The organism is Fodinibius sp. GM21, from assembly GCF_058386955.1.
Map to the genome: position 1 here is coordinate 555,600 of NZ_JBYEIQ010000002.1, position 21,372 is coordinate 576,971.

A 21,372-nucleotide genomic window follows, 5' to 3' on the forward strand; every position below is an offset into this window, starting at 1 on the left:
TTAATCACCGTCGTTATCTTGATAGGTGATGGTAATACCCAGAATAGAAGTCATATCTGCCTTGACCAGCGTTACAGCCTGTTGTATATCTTCAAAAGTGGTTAAGACGGGATCGTTGTTTTCTTCAATCTGCTGCGAAAGCGGATCGTTAAGTCCCTCGAGTGCAGACTGCGCTTCATCAATTTGATTTTGTATTTCATTGGCCAGATCTCCGGCTCCGAGCGCTTCAAGGTTATCGTCCAGTCCTCTACTATCACCGCCGGTAAAGATTCTTTCTACCTGCCGTAAATTTGCTGAGGCCAATTCAACGGAATAGCCGCTGTAATAGGCTTCAACAGCAAGTGGACGAGGAGTTCCTGCACTTCGTACGCCGGCCGGAATACCAATTTTGCCATCCCGAAGGAAACGTTCGTAATGTCGGACATAGCTGTTGATGAGCATGCCTAAAGAACTTCCCACATCGGTGCCGGCATTTTCTTCACTTAAAAACATGCCGATATAATCTCCACCGGAAGCTTGCCAGTCGTTTGTTGCTGTATCGACTTGTTCTTTTATGAATGCGATATTATCAAGTAGGTAATCAAGGCGGTTTTGAGCATCTTTGTCAGTAGTATACATTGCCAATATTTCTTCGTCAGTGTCTCCTACCCCGTGCAGCAGATATCCAAGAGCAGGGAGGCCGGCTGCATCACGATTGTTTATGGTACCGAACGAATATTCGCCGCTGGATACCCTGTCGGAAACTTTTGTGGTATCAACCGGATATGTATTCAGCGAAGCCCGCAGTAAAACAGCTTCAGAAGGGCCAAATTGAAAGGGGCTTACATCCTGCCAGACTAACCGTGCATTTTTAAGCGCCTCTTGCAGGGTTTCTAGGTTCTGAGGCGTGCGTTCAGTTTCAAAATCCTGTGCTGCCACCTGCAAGTCATCAACGGATGTTTGCAGTGACTCAAAAGCCGGTAGGATAATATTATTGCCGTAATTCTCGAGCATAGCTGCCCGATCAAAATTTGGCTGTTCATCAGATGATGTACTACTGCCGCATGCCCCGAGAAAGAGCAAAAGTAACGTAACAATAAAAGTGTTTCGGAAGTGTATCATGAGATTGCTGAATTAAATGAGAACCGAATCCTCGAAAGGATTCGGTTCTATGATTGTAATTCTTATAGCTGGTCTTGAACAGAATCGAGATCAGGATAAATTTCAACAAGCGTAGACTTTGCATTGTTCAATCCCTGTGGGGTCACTTCCCAGAAGTTCCCGTTATCGCCAAAATCAGTGTTTATGATCTGGTTAACCTGATCGTTGGTGATCTTTCTATTGGGGCTGTATTTCAACGCATTGACAAATGCCCAAGCTTCTGAAAGTGCATGAAAAGCTTCTCCGGTATTGTCACTATTAAGGTGGCTAAGAGTACTGTTGATATAGTGAACGGCCGTTGCTGCTGAGAGTAATTCCAGGTTTTCATACAGCTCATCAACTTGGTCATTAAGTTCATCCTGGTTGCCGTTGACGATAGCTGTTCTTCCCAGAATAAAGGCATCCATGATGGTGTCATTAAAACCAAGTTGTGCATCAGAGCCATTGGAGTATTTGCTCCAGAACCGAAGCTCATTGTTACGCGACTCGGGCCAACCTGATTCAAAATCTGCCGGAGCATTGAAATAGCCGTAGGCTTCGTCAAAGTGGTGTTCTTTGGGAGTATAGTTTGCTCCTTCTTCAGTTTCGCTGTTTTCAACATCGGGACCGATACGTTCATCAGTCAGATACACGTTAAAAATTTGATTGTAGAAAACAGCCCCCATCAACCCTTTCTCAACTAGTTGAGTGAATTCACGGCCTTTTGCATCTACCAAAATATCGCTTCCGCTTTCTTCGCGTTCAATAAGACCTGCAACACCATTTTGTGCCCGAACACCAGAGTTGCCATTTTCACTGGCAGCAGCAGCATCAGCAAAAATACCTTCAAAAAGATTATTGTCTAGGTCGGGAGCAAAAGTTTTGCTTTTTAGATCGCGATCTGAAGTAAACGAAAAGTGACCACCTCCGTCTCCATTCGTGTTTTCGAACATATCATTTAGAGCTTGTTCGGTGATAATTTGGCCGTCATTGGCTGTAGCAATATAGGCCTTCATTTCTTCAACCATGTCCAGTCGATCATTTTGACCGGGATATGCGACCGTTGATTCTCCATTACGGGTAAATTCGTAGGTATCGGGAGCTTGAATGTTTGAATCATCATTATTGCCATCGAGGACATCACAAGAGGAGATAACAAGTGATACCGCCAGAGCAGGTAACACGAGGCTGGATAGTGCAGTGCGTAACATTTTTGGTAATATTTATTTATATTAGTTCTAATTAGCGAGGGAAAATAATAACTATATAGACTAATTCTAAATAGAAAATCGAATTTTTAATAGTCTTGTTGGGTATGACCTGAACCCCCGATAATATTTTTGGAAAAAGGGTAAGCGAGACTAGTCCCGATCAGAAAAGGTATCCATCAATTGATTGAGCAAGCTGTTACTAACAACCGATAGTTTTTCTTGCCGACCCATTGACAGAAAGCGCAGGAACTTTCTTAGTTCAACCAATACGTAGGGAGGATTTGTTACCAGCGTATCGCTTTTTATGATATGGTCCCAGTCCAGCGAGCGTTGAAATTCGATACCGTGCTTTTCCATGGTTTCTTTATATAGATGCGCAATTAGCCCGTAACCGATAGTGGTAGGATGGATGCCATCCAGACTGAAAATACCTCCTTTGTATACTTTTTCTGAATCGCGATCAATACGTAGATAGTCGGTACTCAATTTGGGATTATTTGTATCCTCAACAAGATGTTTTGTATCGGGATTTCGTTTCATTGCTTTACAGAATTCTTCGGGATAAGGTAATCGCATTTTGCCCCCCAGTCTTCGTCGTGCAATACCGCTGACATACCGATTTAGGGGCACAGTAATCCAGCCATATTCATCTGCAACATTTTTAATAATGGTATTGTACTCATCCACATGTTGGTCCAGCGAAATAGCCTGTTCCTTGGTAAGATGGGGGTGTTTGTCGGGGTCAAAGTCGGCATCCCAAATCCAGAAGCGAGTATAATAGTCGAAGTAACCGGTGTGGCTTTCACGTGATTTATCTGCGTTGACCCCACGGGTAACGGGAGGAATAGTGACATAAGGAATAGTTTGGGTGATAACGCGTTCAGCTCCGATTTTGCTTACCCTTTCTGCCAGATTGCGGTATTCTTCTTCAAAGTGTTCAGGGCGATAGACGGTATAGTTGCGTTTGGAAGGGAATTTATTTAAATCCCCTTTTTCGGAAAGTTCATATTTTAGGTCAGATGCTGCACCGATAACATTATTATGTCCCGCTGAAATAATGAGATTCTCGATGCCACCGTTCTCTTGTAAATATTCTACGTTGTTGAGCTGGGTAAATTGGCTGAATTTTTCATCGAAAGAAGGGTTAAGAACCAATCGGGCAGTGACATACATGGCATGATCGGGAAGCATATCAAAGATCGAGTAGGTCTCAGGCTGGGTTTTGATATATTCGCGGCTGTGTTGTTCGGTAATCATCCAAGTATCATTCATCGCGAATCCCCAAATCGACTGGTTATGGTAAGGCATATCGCGTTCCTGTTTCAGAGGCTTTATCTTTCCCTCCCAATAGCGTTTTACCCGCCGCAGTGTAGAGTATAAATAGCTGATGGCTGGCAGGTATTCATTCCACTCGATCGAATTGCCGAACTCATCAGAAAGACCGCGCGCCAGTACCTCCAGATTGAGGGGGATTCCCGCTTGGGCGGTAAATCGCGGCTGCTCAAAATCAGGTTCAGGTTCCCAGCACTGACGTAAAAAATTAGGGAAGTTGAGATCAGTACGGTAAATCCCTCCATTTTGGAATCCTTGGCTGACACTGTCACCCAGCACTACAAGTTTATGTTTGGGACGTGTATTTTTATTGCTCACAGGTAAAAGGAGTCTTAGCCATCCGGCTTGGAATTATGATTAAACTTCCTGAGAATAAGTCGTATCTTAACAGGTCTTTTTTCAAACAGAATGTAGTAAAAGGATGAGCAAAATAGAAAGCAACCGACTGGAACAATTTCGCAAGGAACGCGAGGAAGCGAATGACAAAGTGTTTGATCTTGATCATTTAGGTATCAAACGCTTTTTTAATCTCGATAACAACACATATAAAGAGGGTGCATTGCCGGCCCAAACCAAAGAGCTACTTGGATTAGTGGCTTCGACAGTGCTTCGCTGTAATGATTGCATCGATTATCACCTGGAACAAAGTGCTAAAAGTGGATTTACCAAAGATGAAATTGTGGACGCCTTGAATGTTGCGCTGGTTGTGGGAGGGAGTATCGTAATTCCCCATTTGCGGCATGCGGTGGAAACACTCGAAATATTGGAAGAAGAAGGTCACCTTGATTCCTAAAAGATTATCGTTTTGATTCGCTACGCATCGCTATTATTTATCTTCATATTACTGATAGGTTCTTCGGGAAAGGCCCAGATGGTAGCTTCCCGGGTAGGTCCGGATTCCGTGTCAACTGCATTGGTTCCGGCGTTGGGTTATAGTTCTAATGAGGGGTTTTTAGGTGGACTCATTTTTAGTCGGTACGATTACCGGGGAAACCAACGGCCGTTTAATAATGTGTTGGAGACGTCGGGCATAGCGACTACCAAAGGATTTGTTGAGGTGAATGCAAGATACGAGCAGACCCGGGCGTTCGGTCGGGAAATTCGATCAATAGCAGATATTTATTTTTATCGCTATACACAGGACCAGTTTTTTGGGATTGGAAATGAGACTACGTTTACCGATGAGCGATGGGAAGACGATTACTATTTTTTCAGGTCGATAGGATTTAGCCTGGATTACCGGATACGAAAACCGATATTTGAGCAGGGGCGAAAGCAGCTTGATATACAGTTTGGAGCTGCTACTGAATATCATATCCCCTATATAAATGAGGACCAATCATCTTTTGCACTGCAAACGCCTAATGGAAGTGAGGGCGGCTGGGTTAACAATTTGAATACAGGACTCATTTGGGAGAATCGCGATAGCGAGTTTGATCCCCGGCGAGGAAACAGGGCAGAGCTGGAACTGCGTGCGGCCCCCAAATGGATTGGTAATTATGGTTTAGCTACAGCTCGATTAGAATTACGACAATATTTTCATCTATTTGATTGGCTTACAGTGGCAAATCGACTGGAAGCGCGTCATGCAACGGGCGATACGCCATATTGGGAATTATCTACGTTGGGGGATAAAAAAACGCTCCGAGGTTATCCTTTGAATCGTTTTAAGGGTAATACCTCATTGGCCTACACGCTGGAATTACGAACGTGGTTGCTTAAGTTTCCCGAGTTTTACGGCCTTAAGTTTGGTGGTCAGCTTTTTACGGATGCGGGACGTGTATTTACGGAAACAGATGATATAAATGATTTGTTGGAGGGATACCATCAAACCCTGGGATTCGGTGGAGCGATGTCTATTTTTAATCCTGATTTTATTTTGCGGGGAGAGATTGGCTTTTCTGAAGATGTGAGTCGTATTTATATTGGCGTAGGGTATATGTTTTAGGATTTTAAGACAGAAGAGTTTTATTGTACTGAGTTCGTTTTAGACTCAGTGTTCATCTTATTTTTAAACACCGTACAGTAATTTTAAGCTTTAAGAAGTATACTAATAATGAGCAGATCAGTTTTGTTAACAGCCGCACCGGAAGACACCGAAGTTTTTCGAGATAGGTTAGAGGAAAAACCCGTATCTGTCTTACATTATCCCTTGGAGCGTTATGAAGCGCTGGAAGATAATGGAGATATTCTGGATGCTTTGGAAAACATCGAAGAATATGAGAACATCGTTCACGGCAGTAAACGGAATGCCCAGTTTTGGGTTGACTGCTTGCAGGAGTTTGACAAGATGGAGGAAGCGCGAAATCAGCTGAATTTGGCACTTAATCAACATACAGCAGATTATCTTGAAGAGCAGGGCATTCCGGCGGTGCATCCACATTCAGAGGGAAAGGCGATTAATCTGCTGGAATTTATGCTGCGGATTAAACGCATCGGCAAAACGCTATATCCCTGTGGCGATAAAACTGCGGAAGATCTGCCTGCTTTGCTTCGCGAGTTGGAGATTGAGGTTAACGAATTAGTGTTGTTTACGCTAGAAGGGCCGGAAGAAAATAAATTGGAAGAGTATCGAAAAGACTTTGCGGCGCATCAACCGGAGTTTGTGATCTTTCACTCACGCCGCTCAGTAAACCGAATGTTGGCTGCTTTTCCAAATACCAATTTTAGCGATTCTTATATTATTTCCGGTGATCAGGCTGTGACTGATAAGCTGGGGAAAGAGGATATTACGGTTGATGAGCAGGCCGAGGGGAGTTGGAGCTCTATTATTGAGATAATTGAAAAAGAACTGTAATCAATAGTGGTAGCAAATCCTCTGCCGCTACTTGAATTTTACAACGGTACACCCTGCGCCGCCCTGTGAAATAGGAGCCATCTCATATCCTTCAACTTCTTTGCGTTTGTCGAGATATTCGTGCACCAGCTTTTTGAGGATTCCTTCTCCTTTGCCGTGGATAATCTGTACATCCCTTTTGCTCGCGGCCACAGCATCATCGATGTAGCGCTGAACTTCCTTCATTGCGGCATCTCCGCGCATACCCCGAATGCTGAGTTGAGGTTTTACCATCTTGAATCGGCTGCTGTCCTCAAAATTAACTTTAACCTTTTGCTTTTTTGGTTTGCGATTTGAAGCATCTTCAACCTTGACCAGCTTTTGGTATTTTGTTTTAACTCGAAGACCGCCGGCTGAAATCACTGCCTTATTGCCGTTGACCTCTTTGAGTTCCCCCGTCGTATTGGCGTCTTTTAACCGTACCAAATCCCCAACTTCCGGCTGTTCGGATGAATCCTGATCCTGTTCCTGCTCTTCCTCCAATTCCCGTAGCTCGGATGCCACTTTTTTGCGATGGGACTCCACTTCTTTTCGCGCTTCCTTAATCGTTTCGTCATCTTTTTCACCCTGTTCGACGATTCGCTGTACGGCCTCCTCAATTTTTTGGTTGGCGGAGTCCATAATTTCTTTCGCTTCCTTAAGCGCTTTCTCTCGTATTTGTTCTTTTTCTTTTTCGATAGCCGAGCGTTTTTCTTCGTAACGATTCCGCTCTTTTTGTGTTTTGGATTGCAGCTGATTGTATTTCTTTTTGAGCTCTTCGGCTTCCTGCGTTTTGGATTCGAGCTCGGTAATAAGCGTTTCCATATCGCTTTTGGCTTCGCCCAGCAGTGTGCGGGAACGGTGCAGAAGCTCGTCCTGAAGCTTCATTCGCTCAGCAATCTCAAACGCATAGCTGCTTCCGGGTACGCCTTTTTTAAAACGGTAGGTGGGAGAAAGGGTATCCTGATCAAATTCCATTGAGCCATTGACCGCATGTTCGTGATCGTGGGCAAAAACTTTAAGTGAGCCGTGGTGGGTCGTAACCAAGGTTTTGGCTTGGCGCTCCATCAGGATTTCAATGAGGGATTGAAACAGCGCACCGCCTTCCTCAGGATCGGTTCCTGCTGCGGCCTCATCAATGAGAATCAGGCTTTGATCATCGGCATTATTCAAGGTGTGCTTCATCCATTCCAGGCGCGAGGAAAAGGTACTTAAATCATTTTCGATGGATTGATCGTCGCCCATATCCACGAAAATGCTGTCAAAAATAGGGATTTCCGAGCTGTCGCGAGCCGGAATGGCAAATCCGGATTGAATCATCATGCTGCATAAGCCCAGCGTTTTTAGTGCCACCGATTTACCGCCGGCATTGGGGCCTGTAATGACAAGGCAGTGCTCATCTTCAGAAAGCTCCATATCAAGAGGCACTACTTTTTCCTGTTTTTTTTCGGGAAGCTGCAGGTTTTTAAGAAGTAAAAGCGGATTGTAAGCCTCTTTCAGATATAGATGGGAAGACTCTGAAATCACGGGCACAAAACCATCCAGATCGATACTTAGTTGCGCTTTGGCAGAAATGACATCAAAGGTAGTTAGCGTTTCCAGGTTTTGCCGGATGGAATCTCGCTGATGCCGAACGTGCGTGGTTAGTTCGCGGAGTATGCGTTCAATCTCCTGCTTTTCCTCCGATTCGAGCTGACGAATTTCATTGTTGATGTCGAGTGCTTCCACCGGTTCCAGGTATACCGTTTGTCCCGATGAAGATACATCGTGGACAAAACCCTGTACCTTTCGTTTATACTCGGCTTGAACCGGAATCACCATGCGTCCGTTACGAATAGTGGCGCCTTCATCAGATGTCATACCTTGCTTGGATAGGCGTCCCATTACCCGGTTAATAGTTGTGCGCAGGTCATTTTTTCGTTTATTGATCTTATTTCGGATGGATTGCAACTTGGGACTGGCATCACTTCTGAGTTCGCCATTCTCGGTGAGTACATCTTGAAGGGTTTCCTCCAAGTCTTTAAGTGGGATAAGTCCCACGGCAATTTTTGTAAGCGCAGGATAATGTTCCTTTCGCTGGTCGATATACGACTTGACGACGCGCGCAGTAATACTGACTTCCAAAATTTCTACAAAAGCTTCCAGCGGAATAATACTGCCTTCGGGTCGAGCTTTGTCGAGAGAGTCACGGACATCGTGAAGGTTACGAAGGGGAAAGGACGAGTCGTTCAACAGCAGATCCATCATCTCTTTGACTTGGGAAAGCCGGCGTTCAATAACCTGTCGGTCGGAAAAAGGCATCAAGGATTTGAGCTGGTTACGAGCCATGTCTGACTGCGCTTTTTTGACAGTGGCTTCGCGAATAGACTCAAATCCAATTTTATTACTTAGATGTTCCGGGAATAAATGCATTTATGTTTTCTGTCTCATGTCATCCTGAACTTGGTTCAGGATCTATAACAATAATTTTTCAAAATACGCCTAAATATAAGCTTCTTACTGCAGAAATGATGAATTTGAAAAGAGTAAAATAATTGTTAATTCCACAGGGAGATTCCGTTAAAAAAATTACCGTTATTGAAATGAAATTACCTATATATCAAGTTGATGCCTTTGCTTCAGAACCTTTTGAGGGAAATCCCGCAGCTGTATGTCCGCTGGATGAATGGTTGCCCGATGAGCTCATGCAGCAAATTGCCATGGAAAATAATCTCTCCGAAACGGCTTTCTTTGTTGCGCAGGATAACGATTATCGGCTGCGGTGGTTTACGCCAACCACCGAGGTGGATTTGTGTGGGCATGCGACGCTGGCGACGGCACAGGTACTTTTTGAAGAGCTTGGATACAACAAGCAGACCATCCATTTTGATTCTAACAGTGGGAGATTGACGGTTCGAAAAGAAGGCAATCGATTGGCAATGAACTTTCCCACTGCAGCATTAAACAGGGAAGAGGCTCCCAATTTTTTGGAGGAGGCCGTAGGCGTTCCGGTTCAAGAACTCTATCGTGATACCGATTATTTGTATGTGGTTGAATCAGAAAACCAGGTTCGAAATTTAAATCCGGATATTAGAGCAATGGCTAAAGCCGATGTGCGGGGTATCATCGTAACGGCTGCTGCCGATAAGAATGATCTCGATTTTGTGTCACGATTTTTTGCGCCCAATGCCGGCGTTGATGAAGATCCCGTGACCGGCTCGGCCCATACGATGTTGACTCCCTATTGGAGCAATCGCTTGGGAAAGCAGCAGCTGGTTGGACGACAAGTTTCCCGGCGCGGAGGAACGGTATATTGTCATTATAAAAAAGATAGGGTGGAAATTTCAGGGAAAGCCTGTACCGTGATGCAAGGAGAGTTTACAATCTGATGGAGATGCTCATTCTTTTACTTCTTGGAGTTTTAGCAGGTATTGTCGCCGGGCTTTTTGGGTTGGGTGGCGGTATCTTATTTACTCCCATTTTGTTTATTGTATTTAGCGATGCCGGCATTGCAAATCCTGTAATTTTGACCATTGGAAGCTCACTTTTCTGCACCTTCATTGCAGCTTTTGGGAGTTCGATACGACAATTTCAGCAAAAAAACTTTTATTGGTCAGAGGGTATAACCATTGGCTTGATGGGAGCGGGTGGCGTTTATTTGGGAAAGTTGGTAATTACATCCCCATACTACAGCCAGCAGGAGTTTGTGATCTTTTTTAGTCTGCTGTTATTATATGTCGCGTATATGTTTTACCGTCGCGGTGCACGGAATAAACATGAAATTGATCAAAATAAAACGCCTGTAACGTTACCGCAGTCATTTGCAACCGGTGGACTCGGCGGTTTTGTGGCGGCCCTGGCTGGGATTGGGGGCGGAGGAGTGATGGTGCCGCTGATGAATCTGGTCTTTAAAAAAAGTTTTGCACGGTCGGTGAGTATCTCATCCTTGGCTATTGTTTTGATTTCCCTTTCGGGATGGATACAGCTTGGGTTCACAGGAAATGATATTGGTACGCTTACGGAATTCCACTGGGGGTATGTAGATTTTGGAGCAGCTTTTCCGTTGGCGTTGGGAGGATTGTTGGGAGGATTTCTCGGGGCGTTATTTAATCTGAAAATCAATCGTCGATATTTGCAGTATGCCTTTTCGGTATTGGCTATTGGCATGGCTGTTAAATTACTTGTAGAAGTTTTTTGATCAACAGCTTGGCTTAATGATGCTCATTAATCTAATGCATAATTATCGGTTAAGTAATCATTAAAAAAGGAGTCCCGATGAAAGGACTCCTTTCTTTTATAGCAATCAAAATCCCAGAATAAAGGGATTAGAAATTCAGTTGTTCTCCTGCTTTTCTTTTTCCTGCATTGCCGGACGTTCCAGGTAGGGAAGCCCATCCGTAATCCATTCCGGAGCTTCTTTTCCAAGCAGATAATGCTCATGCCATTCAAAAGCACGGGTGGCGTAATCGATTTGATTTTCTTCACGCGCCAAGCCGTGGTTTTCGCCTTCATACACCAGCATCACAAATGGGTTTTGCATGCGGCGCATCGTATTATATAGTTCAACGCCTTGGTTGAAGTCGACGGCACCATCATCCGTACCGAACTCTACCAGTAGCGGTGTTTGAACGCCTTCCATATTAAAGATAGGAGAATTTTCCACGAATTTATCCCAGTCTTTCCACCAGGGATCGGGAAATCGTCCCTGACTCGTTTCAAAAATTCGGGCGTCGGTCGTACCGGTATTCCAGTAGATCGAATTATACATGCTGATCATGTTGGTAAGCGGGGCACCGGCAACAGCAGAATTAAATAAGTCGGTTTGCGTGATGATAAACGTCGTTTGGTAGGCTCCCCACGAGTGGCCGGTAAGGCCAATTTGATCCTCGTTTATCATACCGGTTTTGATAACTTTTTCTACAGCGGGAACGACGCTTTCGACAGCAGACATTCCGGGATCACTCAATTCGTAAGTAATATCCGGAAGAAATACGAAATATCCCTCAGAAGAGAAACGTCGCGCGTTATAGGGACTTTTCTTTGAGGGCATACTGTAGCTATGCATTGACTGAGAGAGCTTTTCATAAATGTAGGTGATCATCGGGTAGCTTTTGTCCGGATCATAATTGGCCGGATAAAGCAGGCGTCCCTCGAGCTCTTTTCCATTTTCGTTGGTAAAGGTAATGAGTTCGTCGTCAGCCCAGTAGTATTTGTCTTGTTGGGGATTGGTATACGTAAGTGCAACCGGATCATTAAAATCATGATCTACATGAAAGTAGTCGGGCGAATCGGTGGCCGACTGTTTTTGGTAAACAAAGTTTTTGGTTGAATCGGCCTGGGCAAGGCTGCTGAACATCTTGGAATCGTACATCAGTGTTTCGGCAGTTTGGCTCTCGTCAATATGGGCATATCCCCGGTCTTTGGTTTTATCTCCGTACATCGAAAAGTAAATATCTTCATCGGAGGCAATACCATCATTGTCATACTCAAATCGAACCTGCCGATATCGAATCTTGTCGTTGTTACCTTCCGTAATTTTTTGATAATTGCTCCCATCTGTCCAAACTTTATAAGTATTATACTGGTCATAAATCAGTACCCAGGAGTCATCTTCTGACCATTCGCCCATTCCAAAGGGCCGGCGATGGTCACGTCCGTTTACGTTTGTAAAGTTCTCGAATCGTGTGTCAATATCTCCTGTTACATTATGATGATTCTTGTTTGCAATATCGTAGGTCCACCAGTTTTGATCTTTGAAATAGAGCAGGTATTTGCCATCTGGAGAGGTACGTACTTGTTCTTGACGCTTGAGAATTTGTTCGGATTCACCGGTATTAACATCAATCAAGTAGACATCCCGCCAGTTTTCTTCGAAAGCCGGCTCGTAGGGATGCGGGTCGTATGCTACGGCATGTTGCTGATTTCCGGTTAGTTGTAACTGCTCAAATTGCTCAGTGCCGAGTTGTACAAACGTCTTCTCGTCAAGGTGCCATACAGAGAGGTGATTGTCTTCTTTAAGCTGATTGACCAGTACTTTCTGCTTGGGTTGAATATCATCATCCTGCCAGTGCCAGACTTCTACATTTGACGGATCAAGTTCATCTTTTGATTCTTCTTTTGTAGTGTCAGGTTTTTCTGCTTTTTCCCACTCTTTAATGCCAAAAAAGAGGGAACTTCCATCCTCTGACCACTCTAGTGACCGATAGTCAACAACACGAAAATCCTCGGGAAAGGCATTGCTTTTTTGCTGATTAAATTCAAATTGTCTTGGTGTGGCATCAAGATTTTTAAACGCCATGATACGGTGTGTGGGATCTTTATAATCTTCGTGTTCTGCTGATTTTAAAAATGCCAATGCGTTTTTATCCTCGTGCCAACTGAGATCTTTATAACTTGTTGTATCACTATCAAGCACGGTAATTCGGTTGGATGGTAAGTCATAAAGATGGACTCCATTTCCAAGCTTTTCGTTTGAGTCAAGGAGAACAGCAAGTTTTGATCCACTATCGTTAAAGGCGAATTCCGAAACATTGCCGATTAACTGATTTGTTTTCCGAGTAAGGTCACGCAAGATCAGGTCGGTGCCATCAGTTTTGACTTCTTCAGGTTTGTACTTTTTCATAGCCAGATACCGGCCATCATCAGAAAAAGCATATTCCTGAATATTTTCGAAGGTGTCTACCTTAGCAGATTCCAAATTCATCAGGCCCAGTTTGTAGCGGACCTGCTTTTTGTTTTCTTCGAGCTGCTCTTTTTTATCCTCGGAAACCCCAATCAGAAAAGCTGCCCATTTATTATTCTGGGAAAAGTCAACTCGTTCTCCATGCATAAATTTGTGTTCTTCAGTAGAGTCCGCTCCTACCTCCTTGATGATCAGCCACCCATCGCCATCTTCGAGGCTTATGTTATATGAAAACCAGTTGCCGTCTGCAGAAAGCTCGGTGGATGCAATGTATTGCCACTGATCGTAATCTTCAGGCTCAAGCTTCTGCTTTTGGTTTTGAGCTGTGAGAGAATGAAAAGAGAAGAGGAAAATAAATACTGTGAAAAAATAGAGTTTTGAAAACCGCATCATGGTGACATTTTATTGAATGTTAAAGCTGTAATAGTGCAAAAGTGATTTTTTATGCAAAGCAGTTCTTGCGTACGATTATTTATTGAGGTTGTTATATAGATAAAGTTTTAAAGGAAATGCAAAGAAAAAAAAGGAGTCCCGATCAAAGGACTCCTTTTCATTTTATAGCAATCAAAATCCCAGAGTAAAGGGATTAAATGAAACTGGTAGTTACCAGCCATTTGTTAGGTACATAGCAATCTAAACAGGATATATATCAACAGTTAATCCATTATTTTGCGCAGAAATGCAGGCTGATCGGAATCGGTTTTGTCGATTCGTTCGCGGCGATTGTTGAGCAGTTCGTTGCTTTTCTCCTGCTCGTCCTGCATTTCTTTTTCCTCTTTCTCATCATCATTGAGGGGACGCACGTTTTTAAGACCGCGACGGTGAAATGCCGGCTGATCCATCTGCTTTAGATTTTTCTCGCCTTTATAAAAAGGCTCGTTTGTTGCAGAATATCGGCTGTGGCCGGTAACATCACTGGCTTTTGGCATATCCAGTTTATCGTCATCGGCTTTCTTTTGAGTCCCTTTCTTAGTCTCATTGGGCGCTACGCGAGCTTCTTTGTTACTTTCAGCCAGATCAAACCCGGTAGCAATAACGGTGACTCGCAGCTCATCATCAAAACTTTCGTCGAGCACTGTACCGAGAATAATCTCGGCATTTTCTCCGGCTTCTTGCTGGATGATGCTGGTTGCCGTATTGGTTTCCTGCATTCCGAGATTTGCCCCGGAAGAAATGTTAACCAACACATTGCGTGCACCGTTGATGCTCACCCCATCGAGCAGTGGGGAGTTAATGGCTTCACGGGCTGCAATTTCGGCTCGGTCTTCGCCCGTTGCATTTGCAGCACCCATGATGGCGGCACCACCGTCAAGCATGGTTGTTCGCACATCGGCAAAGTCAAGGTTGATAAGGCCGGGCATCAGGATGAGATCCGAAATACCGCGTGTTGCATTATAGAGAACCTGGTTGGCCTGCTCAAAGGCTTCGAGCAAGGTGGTATCTTCGTCGGCGATATCCATCAATCGCTCGTTGGGAATAACAATGACGGTATCACTGTTTTTCTTGAGCTCAGTAATGCCTTCGAGTGCATATTTCATTCGCTTTGGACCTTCACAGTCGAATGGTGTGGTTACAATACCGACCGTTAAGATACCTTTGCGTTTGGCAATACCTGAAACGACAGGCGCACCTCCCGTTCCGGTTCCGCCACCCATGCCGGCTGTAACAAAAATCATGTCGGCGCCTTCGATGGCTTCTTCAATTTCGTGTCGATTTTCTTCCACGGCTTCCCTGCCAATTTCAGGACGTGCTCCGGCACCAAGTCCGTTGGTAAGGTTGGCCCCCACCTGGATGGTAAGGTCAGCCATGCTATTTTTTAGTGCCTGTGCATCAGTGTTAAGAGCAATATACTCCACACTGGTCAGGCCTTTTTCGATCATGTTGTTAACGGCATTGCCTCCGCCGCCTCCAACACCTATCACTTTGATTTTCGCATTGTCTTGACCGTCGATGTCAAAACTAAAACGAGAGTTGAGGTTAGACATAATATTTACTCCTTTTTTAGATTGCTGTGTACTGTTTATTGCTATTTGATTGCTATATGTTTTTCTCTTTGTGACAGCAGATATGGCTGTCGGCATTTTTTAAAGTTCTTTGAACCAGCTCTTCATCCGTTCAGCGATGCGATTCATTACTTTTTCCACGCTCGATCCTTTGGTGGACGATGGTACGATTGCCTGGTTTGTAGGGCCGGAACCGGTCTTTATTGCGTGCATTACCAGTCCCACACCCGTTGCATAAATTGGATTATTTACTTCTTCAATGAGTCCGCCGCTAAGCCCGATCGGTTTACCTATTTTGGCATCCATGCCGAGTATTTCATTGGCCAGGGGACAGACATTATTAATCAGCGATCCGCCGCCGCTAAGCACGACCCCGGCACTGAGATTGTCGGCATAGCCGCTCCGTTTTACTTCGATGGCGACAATTTCCAGGATTTCTTCCATGCGGGCCTGTATAATTTTCCCGAGGATGCTTTTTGTGATTTCTTTTGGTGGACGTCCTGCAATGCCGGGCACGGTAATGGCTTCATCTTCTTGGATCATATCCACATATGCTTCGCCGTGCTCACGCTTCAGTTTTTCAGCCTGATCATCGAGAACGCTTAACCCGACACGGATATCATCGGTTACCTTTTTACCTGCAATGGCAATGACAGCCGTATGACGTATGGTATTATCCTGGAAGATAGCGACATCCGTTGTTCCTCCGCCGATATCGACCAGCACCACGCCGGCTTCTTTTTCTTCTTCATCGAGTACGGAGTAAGAAGAAGCAAGAGGCTCCAGAATGATATCGGCCACTTGATAGCCTGCACGCTCAACACATCGGTAAATGTTCTTAGCGGCAGAAACAAGGCCCGTTATAATGTGGACTTCGGCTTCCATTCGCATGCCGCTCATGCCCACCGGATCGCTTATACCGTCTTGACCATCAACGACAAATTCCTGTGGAATCACGTGGATAATCTGTTGGTCAGTTGGCAGCATAATGCGTTGACAATCTTCGAGCAGTCGTTCAACATCATCTACTGTAATTTCATTATCACGGTTGTTGATAGTAATCACTCCCTTGCTGCGCATACTGCGGATATGGTCTCCGGCAATACCTACATTCACGGAATTTACTTCGATGCCGGAAGCCAGCTGCGCCTGCTCAACGGCAGTTTGAATGGCATTTACCGTTTTATCGATATTTACAACCACGCCGCGATTTAATCCATCGCTTGGTGCTTTACCTACGCCCAGGATATTTATTCTGTCCTGTGGATCGATGGATGCAACAATTGCGCATACTTTTGTAGTGCCAATATCCAGACCAACGACAATTCTATCTTCTTGTTCTTCCATAATGTTATCCACGTACTATTGTGATTTATTTAGTCATCGTGTCATGCTGAACTTGTTTCAGCATCTTAGTTCGTTAATTTGTTATTTGACTCTGAAACGAGTTCAGGATGACGCTGTAGTTTATACTTAAATTTTCGTTTTAATTTTCCCGCGTCACAATCTGACCTTCAAATCTCAGGTCGACCGAACGCATCTTTTCAATTCCTTTTTGTTTGATAACTTTACCATAAAATGCTTCCCAGTTGCGAATTCGGGTATCGAAATCCCCTTTGCCAAAAATCAACTTTACGCCATTCTGGTTTGTCAACGCAACAATTCCATCATTGGACGAAGACCATGCTATTTCGCTAATCGTAGCATCAGCAACATTATTGCTGCGAACCGCTGTTAAAAAGTCCGAAACCGTTTCAAATGCCTTACCCTGCAGTGTGTCTCCAATCGACGTAGCAGTAAATCCATATAGAATCGGTACATCAACCGTTTTCCCCGGTACAATAGGCAGTTTAATCCCTTCGCTGTCGATATATATTTTCTTCTTATTGTCCGCTAATAGAGCAATGGGTTGGCGTTCAGTTATATTGATATGGATTGTACCGTTTGGATTTATACTGATATCGGCCTGTTTTACATAGGGTAATTCCTCAAATCTATTTCTGATTACCCCAAAATCCATGCTGTCCGGATTGATGCCTGTTGGGACTTCTACCAAATGCAGGTCCTGTTCCGACACAAAATGGTTGCCCTCAAACTGGACACCATGTACTTTCATAGTTGAATTCCAGTAAAGTCCGGCCATACCTGCTAATCCCAGCACAAGTACTGCACCGGCAATCCAAGGCCAGGCATTTTGGCTTTTTGGGGATTCGGTATGTTGCTCGTTTTCAGTCATTTATTTAATTAAAACATATTCGTGTCATCCTGAACTTGTTTCAGGATCTTAATTATTATTTCAATTTTGATATTCCTGCTTCCAGTGCTTCTACAAATTGTTCGCCGTACTTATATATGTCGCCTGCTCCCATGGTGATCACAACATCTCCCGGCTCTACGATATCCTTTAGTTTCGCCGGCAAGTCATTTTTGTCCTCCACATAGTGAACTTTGCGATGCCCATACTCCTTGGCGACATCAGCAATAAGTTTGCCGGTAACGCCTTCAATAGGTTCTTCGCGGGAAGGATATACATCTGTGATGACAGACACTTCGGCATCGAAAAATGAAAGCCCAAACTCCTTATAAAGTTCTTGGGTTCGCGAATATAAATGGGGCTGAAAAACGGCTACAATGCGACGATCTTTCCATCCCTTTCGTACTGCATTAAGTGTAGCCTGAACTTCTGTGGGATGATGCGCATAATCATCGATTACTATTACGTCATCTTTTTCTGTCTTCAATTGGAACCGCCGGAATACCCCTTCAAATCGCTCAAGGCCTGATTTTATATCTTTGAAATCGATATCAAGTTCGAGTCCTACTGCCACGGCCGCCAGCGCATTTTTCACATTATGTTCACCGGGAGCCTGGAGATTAATCTCACCGAGTTTTTCTCCTTCTTTGATAACGGTAAATTTACTGTTAAAGTGATCGACCTCGATATCAACTGCTCGTATTTGTGCCTGGGGGGTTAATCCGTATGTAGTAGTGCGGCGATCAATGTCGGGAATAATGCTTCGGACATTGGGATCATCCAGACAAAGTACCACAGCGCCGTAAAACGGTACTTTATTGGCAAATTCTATAAAGGCTTCTTTGACATCTTCGAGATTGTCGTAAATATCCAGGTGTTCGGCTTCAATATTGGTAATAACGCTCAAGCTCGGTGTAAGTCGTAAAAAGGTACGGTCGAACTCATCTGCTTCAACAACAATAATATCGCCCTTTCCAACCACGGCATTTGTTTTGGAAAAACTGTGTACTTTGCCACCTACCATAATGGTTGGATCAAAGCTGCCATCCTGGATTACATGGCCGATCATCGTTGTGGTGGTTGTTTTTCCATGAGTGCCGGCAACACCTACGCCATATTTCATACGCATAAGTTCAGCCAGCATTTCAGCACGCTTTATTACTGGAATCCCTTGATCAAGTGCGGCACTTGTTTCAATGTTTTCTTCTGCCTGTACCGCGCTGGTGTAAACAACCACATCAGCTCCTTCGATATTCTTGGCATCGTGACCGATGGATATTTCGGCACCGAGTTCTTGGAGTCGTTCAATGGTTTCGCCCATGTTGGCATCCGAACCGGTAATGTAATATCCCTTTTGAAGTAATATCTCGGCCATGCCGCTCATACCGATGCCGCCAATCCCGACCATGTGGATATGTCGGGTTCTGCCAAAAATAGGTTGTGTTTGTATTTGCGTACTCATTTTATGTTTATTTTATCTCGCACATGTCATGCTGAACTTATTTCAGTATCTATTGAACAGGATCGTTTAAATCCTGAAATAAATTCCGGATGACATTAATTTTGTTTTTTCTTTTTGACTAGTTCTAGTGTTTCGGCTGCTATTTCTTCGGCGGCATTGGGTCGTGCTAAGTTTTTAGCTGCTTTGCTCATTTTGTTTAGTTGCTGCTCATCATCAATGATGTCTTTAACAACATCTCCCAAATTACTTTCCAGCTCATCATCAGCTACCAATTTAGCAGCGCCGTTAACAGCCATCGATCGTGCATTTTTGGTCTGATGATCACCGGCTACATTAGGTGAGGGAACAAGGACACTCGGTTTTCCGGTTAGTGCCAGCTCTGAGCAGGAGAGGGCCCCGGCTCGGCTTATTACCAAATCTGCCGCTGCATAGGCCGCGGCCATATCATTGATAAAATCTTTCAGTCTCAAATGTTCAAATTTCTTTGGTGTCACATCTTTGCGAAGCGTATCATAATATCGTTTGCCGCATTGCCAGATAATCTGAAGTCCTAAATCGTTGTGGAGTGTTTCAATATGTTTCTGCATTGCCGTATTGATGCTTTTAGCACCGCCACTCCCGCCTAATATCAAAAGCGTTTTTTTGTTATTACTAAAGTCAAACGTTTGCAGTGCCTCTTCGCGATTTGCCCGGCTCAGGGATTTTCTTGTGGGATTACCGGCTAACTGTGTTTTTCCCTTAGGGAAATAATTTTCAGCATCATCAAAAGCAGTAAAAATGAGCTCTGCATTTTTGCCCAGCATGCGGTTGGTTATACCTGGAAAACTATTTTGTTCTTGGATTACGAGCGGAATTCCCATTTTTGTTGCTACCCATCCTACGGGTCCGGCAACATATCCGCCGCATGAGATTACTACATCCGGGTTAAACTTTTTGATGATAACCAGGCTTTGAACAACGCTGGACGTCAATTTTATTGGAAACAGTAAGTTTTTGATGGTAAAACGCCGGTGAAACCCACTAATCCAGATGCTGGTAATATTATACCCCGCTTTGGAGACGGTATCCCATTCCATGTGATTTTTTGTACCGGCAAAAAGGATTTCGGTATTGGCAGAGGAATCGCGAAGTGCATCGGCAATGGTAATGGCCGGATACACATGACCACCAGTACCCCCGGCTGCTATGAGCACTTTTATTTTGCCCATAGCAGCGGAGTCTGGTTTGTCCTGTGATGATATGTTCTTTGTTACAGCACTATGCATAAAACACTGCTTTTTTACTGCTGTCGTATTTCGAAATATTCATAAGAATACCAACCATGATGCCGGCAAAAAGAATGTTCGTTCCTCCGTAGCTCACAAAAGGCATGGGCAGGCCTGTAACCGGAAGCAATCCGCTGGCAACCCCGGCATTAATAAATCCATAAAGCACAATCGTAAGGGTACAACCCACGGCAACAAGCATTCCCATTATATCAGGCGCATTTTTAGCAATTTTTGCAATGCCCCGGAATAGGATGACCGTAAATATCAGTATGACCAATCCCGAACCAAATAGTCCGTATTCCTCCGCGATGATCGCAAAGATAAAATCGTTATAGGGGGCCGGGAGGAAATTACGCTGGGTGCTTTTGCCTATGCCCACACCAAACAGCTCGCCTTTTGCAATGGCTATATGCGCCTGTTGTGCTTGGTAACCGTTTTCGATATTAAAATTTGTACTGTTAATTTCTACAACTTGATCCACATACTGATCGATGCGGCTCTGTCGCTCGGGAGATTGCCAAATTAAAACACTGGCACCCATAATACCGATTAAAATCAGCGTACTTATCTGCATCAGGCTAATACGGCCGACAAACATGACCAATAACGACAGAGAAAATAGTAAGGCGGCAGTACTAAAATCTTGGACTCCAATAAGGCCGCAGGTAATGATAACCCAAAACATGATGGGTAGAAATGCGCGTTTAAAATCTTTGATGTAATCTTGCTTTTGCTCTAATAAAACTGATATATGAATCAAGAGAGCAGGTATTGCAAAGGATGCTGGCTGGAATGAAACCCCACCGATTGTTAGCGACCTTTTGGCTCCAAAAACTTCATCCCCAAAAACCATGACTGCAATTAGAAGAATCCAGCTAAATACGACCGCCAGCCGGCTAAATTTGGCCAATAGGTGATAGTCAATCTTTGAAACGATGAGCATAGCCAGAAAAGCGATACCTATTTTAACGGTATGACCTATCACAAGACTGCCGGCTGTGGTATGTTTAGTCTCTGCAAAAAAGGCGATAGATGAATACACAGCCAGAACACCGAATATCATCAGTAGAATCACCGATATCAGTAAGACACGATCACTCCCTTGCTTGGGTGTGTCAATGTCATCTGCACTGGTGCCCAGTATGGATGATATATTTTTATTTGGCGTTGTATATAGCATATTTTCTGTTTTTCAGTCTTCAGCTTTCAGCTATCGGATGATATAGATAGCTGAAAACTCAAGGCTG

16 protein-coding genes are annotated in these 21,372 nt (G+C 44.2%); 5 read left to right on the top strand and 11 right to left on the bottom strand.

Features of this window, described 5'->3' with window-relative positions; translation table 11 throughout:
- From ACT3IB_RS06345 to ACT3IB_RS06355, 3 genes are all read right to left on the bottom strand, one after another.
- Nucleotides 1–1,101, bottom strand: a complete 1,101-nt coding sequence (locus tag ACT3IB_RS06345) for an imelysin family protein (RefSeq protein ID WP_491538163.1) — start codon at nt 1,099–1,101, stop codon at nt 1–3.
- Between the two features lie 62 nt (nt 1,102–1,163).
- Entirely contained in the window at nt 1,164–2,330 is a 1,167-nt protein-coding gene (locus ACT3IB_RS06350) for a DUF4856 domain-containing protein (protein ID WP_491538164.1), read from the bottom strand.
- 150 nt (nt 2,331–2,480) lie between these two features.
- Nucleotides 2,481–3,980, bottom strand: a complete 1,500-nt coding sequence (locus ACT3IB_RS06355) for a hypothetical protein (protein WP_491538165.1) — start codon at nt 3,978–3,980, stop codon at nt 2,481–2,483.
- Between the two features lie 103 nt (nt 3,981–4,083).
- On the opposite strand from ACT3IB_RS06355, the gene ACT3IB_RS06360 reads away from it, so the two are divergent.
- The 3 genes from ACT3IB_RS06360 (at nt 4,084) to ACT3IB_RS06370 (ending at nt 6,459) form a co-directional block, all read left to right on the top strand.
- On the top strand, nt 4,084–4,455 hold the full coding sequence (locus tag ACT3IB_RS06360; protein ID WP_491538166.1) for a carboxymuconolactone decarboxylase family protein: 372 nt from the start codon (nt 4,084–4,086) through the stop codon (nt 4,453–4,455).
- A gap of 12 nt (nt 4,456–4,467) precedes the next feature.
- On the top strand, nt 4,468–5,610 hold the full coding sequence (locus ACT3IB_RS06365; protein WP_491538167.1) for a BamA/TamA family outer membrane protein: 1,143 nt from the start codon (nt 4,468–4,470) through the stop codon (nt 5,608–5,610).
- Between the two features lie 108 nt (nt 5,611–5,718).
- Nucleotides 5,719–6,459 (top strand): uroporphyrinogen-III synthase, encoded by a 741-nt coding sequence (locus ACT3IB_RS06370; RefSeq protein WP_491538168.1) that lies wholly within the window; start codon nt 5,719–5,721, stop codon nt 6,457–6,459.
- A gap of 27 nt (nt 6,460–6,486) precedes the next feature.
- On the opposite strand, the gene ACT3IB_RS06375 is transcribed toward ACT3IB_RS06370, so the two are convergent.
- Nucleotides 6,487–8,889 carry an endonuclease MutS2 gene (locus tag ACT3IB_RS06375; RefSeq protein WP_491538169.1) on the bottom strand — a complete coding sequence of 801 codons (2,403 nt, stop codon included), beginning with the start codon at nt 8,887–8,889 and terminating at the stop codon, nt 6,487–6,489.
- A gap of 170 nt (nt 8,890–9,059) precedes the next feature.
- Here ACT3IB_RS06375 and ACT3IB_RS06380 point away from each other — a divergent pair, with 170 nt between their 5' ends.
- Nucleotides 9,060–9,845 (top strand): PhzF family phenazine biosynthesis protein, encoded by a 786-nt coding sequence (locus ACT3IB_RS06380; RefSeq protein ID WP_491538170.1) that lies wholly within the window; start codon nt 9,060–9,062, stop codon nt 9,843–9,845.
- A gap of 5 nt (nt 9,846–9,850) precedes the next feature.
- Nucleotides 9,851–10,654, top strand: a complete 804-nt coding sequence (locus tag ACT3IB_RS06385) for a sulfite exporter TauE/SafE family protein (RefSeq protein WP_491538171.1) — start codon at nt 9,851–9,853, stop codon at nt 10,652–10,654.
- 135 nt (nt 10,655–10,789) lie between these two features.
- Here the strand turns inward: ACT3IB_RS06385 and ACT3IB_RS06390 are convergent, their stop codons facing one another.
- The 7 genes from ACT3IB_RS06390 to ACT3IB_RS06420 all read right to left on the bottom strand — a co-directional run bounded on the left by ACT3IB_RS06390 (nt 10,790) and on the right by ACT3IB_RS06420 (nt 21,305).
- Nucleotides 10,790–13,531 (bottom strand): alpha/beta hydrolase family protein, encoded by a 2,742-nt coding sequence (locus ACT3IB_RS06390; protein WP_491538172.1) that lies wholly within the window; start codon nt 13,529–13,531, stop codon nt 10,790–10,792.
- 263 nt (nt 13,532–13,794) lie between these two features.
- A complete protein-coding gene (ftsZ, locus tag ACT3IB_RS06395) occupies nt 13,795–15,123 on the bottom strand; it encodes a cell division protein FtsZ (protein ID WP_491538173.1) in 1,329 nt (442 codons plus the stop codon).
- A 99-nt stretch (nt 15,124–15,222) separates the two neighbouring features.
- Nucleotides 15,223–16,488 carry a cell division protein FtsA gene (ftsA, locus tag ACT3IB_RS06400; RefSeq protein ID WP_491538174.1) on the bottom strand — a complete coding sequence of 422 codons (1,266 nt, stop codon included), beginning with the start codon at nt 16,486–16,488 and terminating at the stop codon, nt 15,223–15,225.
- Nucleotides 16,489–16,627: 139 nt separating this feature from the next.
- A complete protein-coding gene (locus ACT3IB_RS06405; RefSeq protein WP_491538175.1) occupies nt 16,628–17,377 on the bottom strand; it encodes a cell division protein FtsQ/DivIB in 750 nt (249 codons plus the stop codon).
- 55 nt (nt 17,378–17,432) lie between these two features.
- A complete protein-coding gene (gene murC / locus ACT3IB_RS06410) occupies nt 17,433–18,857 on the bottom strand; it encodes a UDP-N-acetylmuramate--L-alanine ligase (RefSeq protein ID WP_491538176.1) in 1,425 nt (474 codons plus the stop codon).
- A gap of 95 nt (nt 18,858–18,952) precedes the next feature.
- Nucleotides 18,953–20,065, bottom strand: a complete 1,113-nt coding sequence (gene murG, locus ACT3IB_RS06415) for an undecaprenyldiphospho-muramoylpentapeptide beta-N-acetylglucosaminyltransferase (RefSeq protein WP_491538177.1) — start codon at nt 20,063–20,065, stop codon at nt 18,953–18,955.
- 49 nt (nt 20,066–20,114) lie between these two features.
- Complete coding sequence (locus tag ACT3IB_RS06420; RefSeq protein ID WP_491538178.1) at nt 20,115–21,305, bottom strand: FtsW/RodA/SpoVE family cell cycle protein; 1,191 nt, start codon at nt 21,303–21,305, stop codon at nt 20,115–20,117.
- Between the last annotated feature and the right edge of the window lie 67 nt (nt 21,306–21,372).

Excerpts from the sequence above, each read along its gene's own strand:
- ACT3IB_RS06345 (WP_491538163.1), bottom strand. The coding sequence starts at position 1,101 with ATGATACACTTCCGAAACACTTTTATTGTTACGTTACTTTTGCTCTTT.
- ACT3IB_RS06350 (WP_491538164.1), bottom strand. The coding sequence starts at position 2,330 with ATGTTACGCACTGCACTATCCAGCCTCGTGTTACCTGCTCTGGCGGTA.
- ACT3IB_RS06360 (WP_491538166.1), top strand. The coding sequence starts at position 4,084 with ATGAGCAAAATAGAAAGCAACCGACTGGAACAATTTCGCAAGGAACGC.
- ACT3IB_RS06370 (WP_491538168.1), top strand. The coding sequence starts at position 5,719 with ATGAGCAGATCAGTTTTGTTAACAGCCGCACCGGAAGACACCGAAGTT.
- ACT3IB_RS06375 (WP_491538169.1), bottom strand. The coding sequence starts at position 8,889 with ATGCATTTATTCCCGGAACATCTAAGTAATAAAATTGGATTTGAGTCT.
- ACT3IB_RS06380 (WP_491538170.1), top strand. The coding sequence starts at position 9,060 with ATGAAATTACCTATATATCAAGTTGATGCCTTTGCTTCAGAACCTTTT.
- ACT3IB_RS06385 (WP_491538171.1), top strand. The coding sequence starts at position 9,851 with ATGCTCATTCTTTTACTTCTTGGAGTTTTAGCAGGTATTGTCGCCGGG.
- ACT3IB_RS06390 (WP_491538172.1), bottom strand. The coding sequence starts at position 13,531 with ATGATGCGGTTTTCAAAACTCTATTTTTTCACAGTATTTATTTTCCTC.
- ftsZ (WP_491538173.1), bottom strand. The coding sequence starts at position 15,123 with ATGTCTAACCTCAACTCTCGTTTTAGTTTTGACATCGACGGTCAAGAC.
- ftsA (WP_491538174.1), bottom strand. The coding sequence starts at position 16,488 with ATGGAAGAACAAGAAGATAGAATTGTCGTTGGTCTGGATATTGGCACT.
- ACT3IB_RS06405 (WP_491538175.1), bottom strand. The coding sequence starts at position 17,377 with ATGACTGAAAACGAGCAACATACCGAATCCCCAAAAAGCCAAAATGCC.
- murC (WP_491538176.1), bottom strand. The coding sequence starts at position 18,857 with ATGAGTACGCAAATACAAACACAACCTATTTTTGGCAGAACCCGACAT.
- murG (WP_491538177.1), bottom strand. The coding sequence starts at position 20,065 with ATGGGCAAAATAAAAGTGCTCATAGCAGCCGGGGGTACTGGTGGTCAT.
- ACT3IB_RS06420 (WP_491538178.1), bottom strand. The coding sequence starts at position 21,305 with ATGCTATATACAACGCCAAATAAAAATATATCATCCATACTGGGCACC.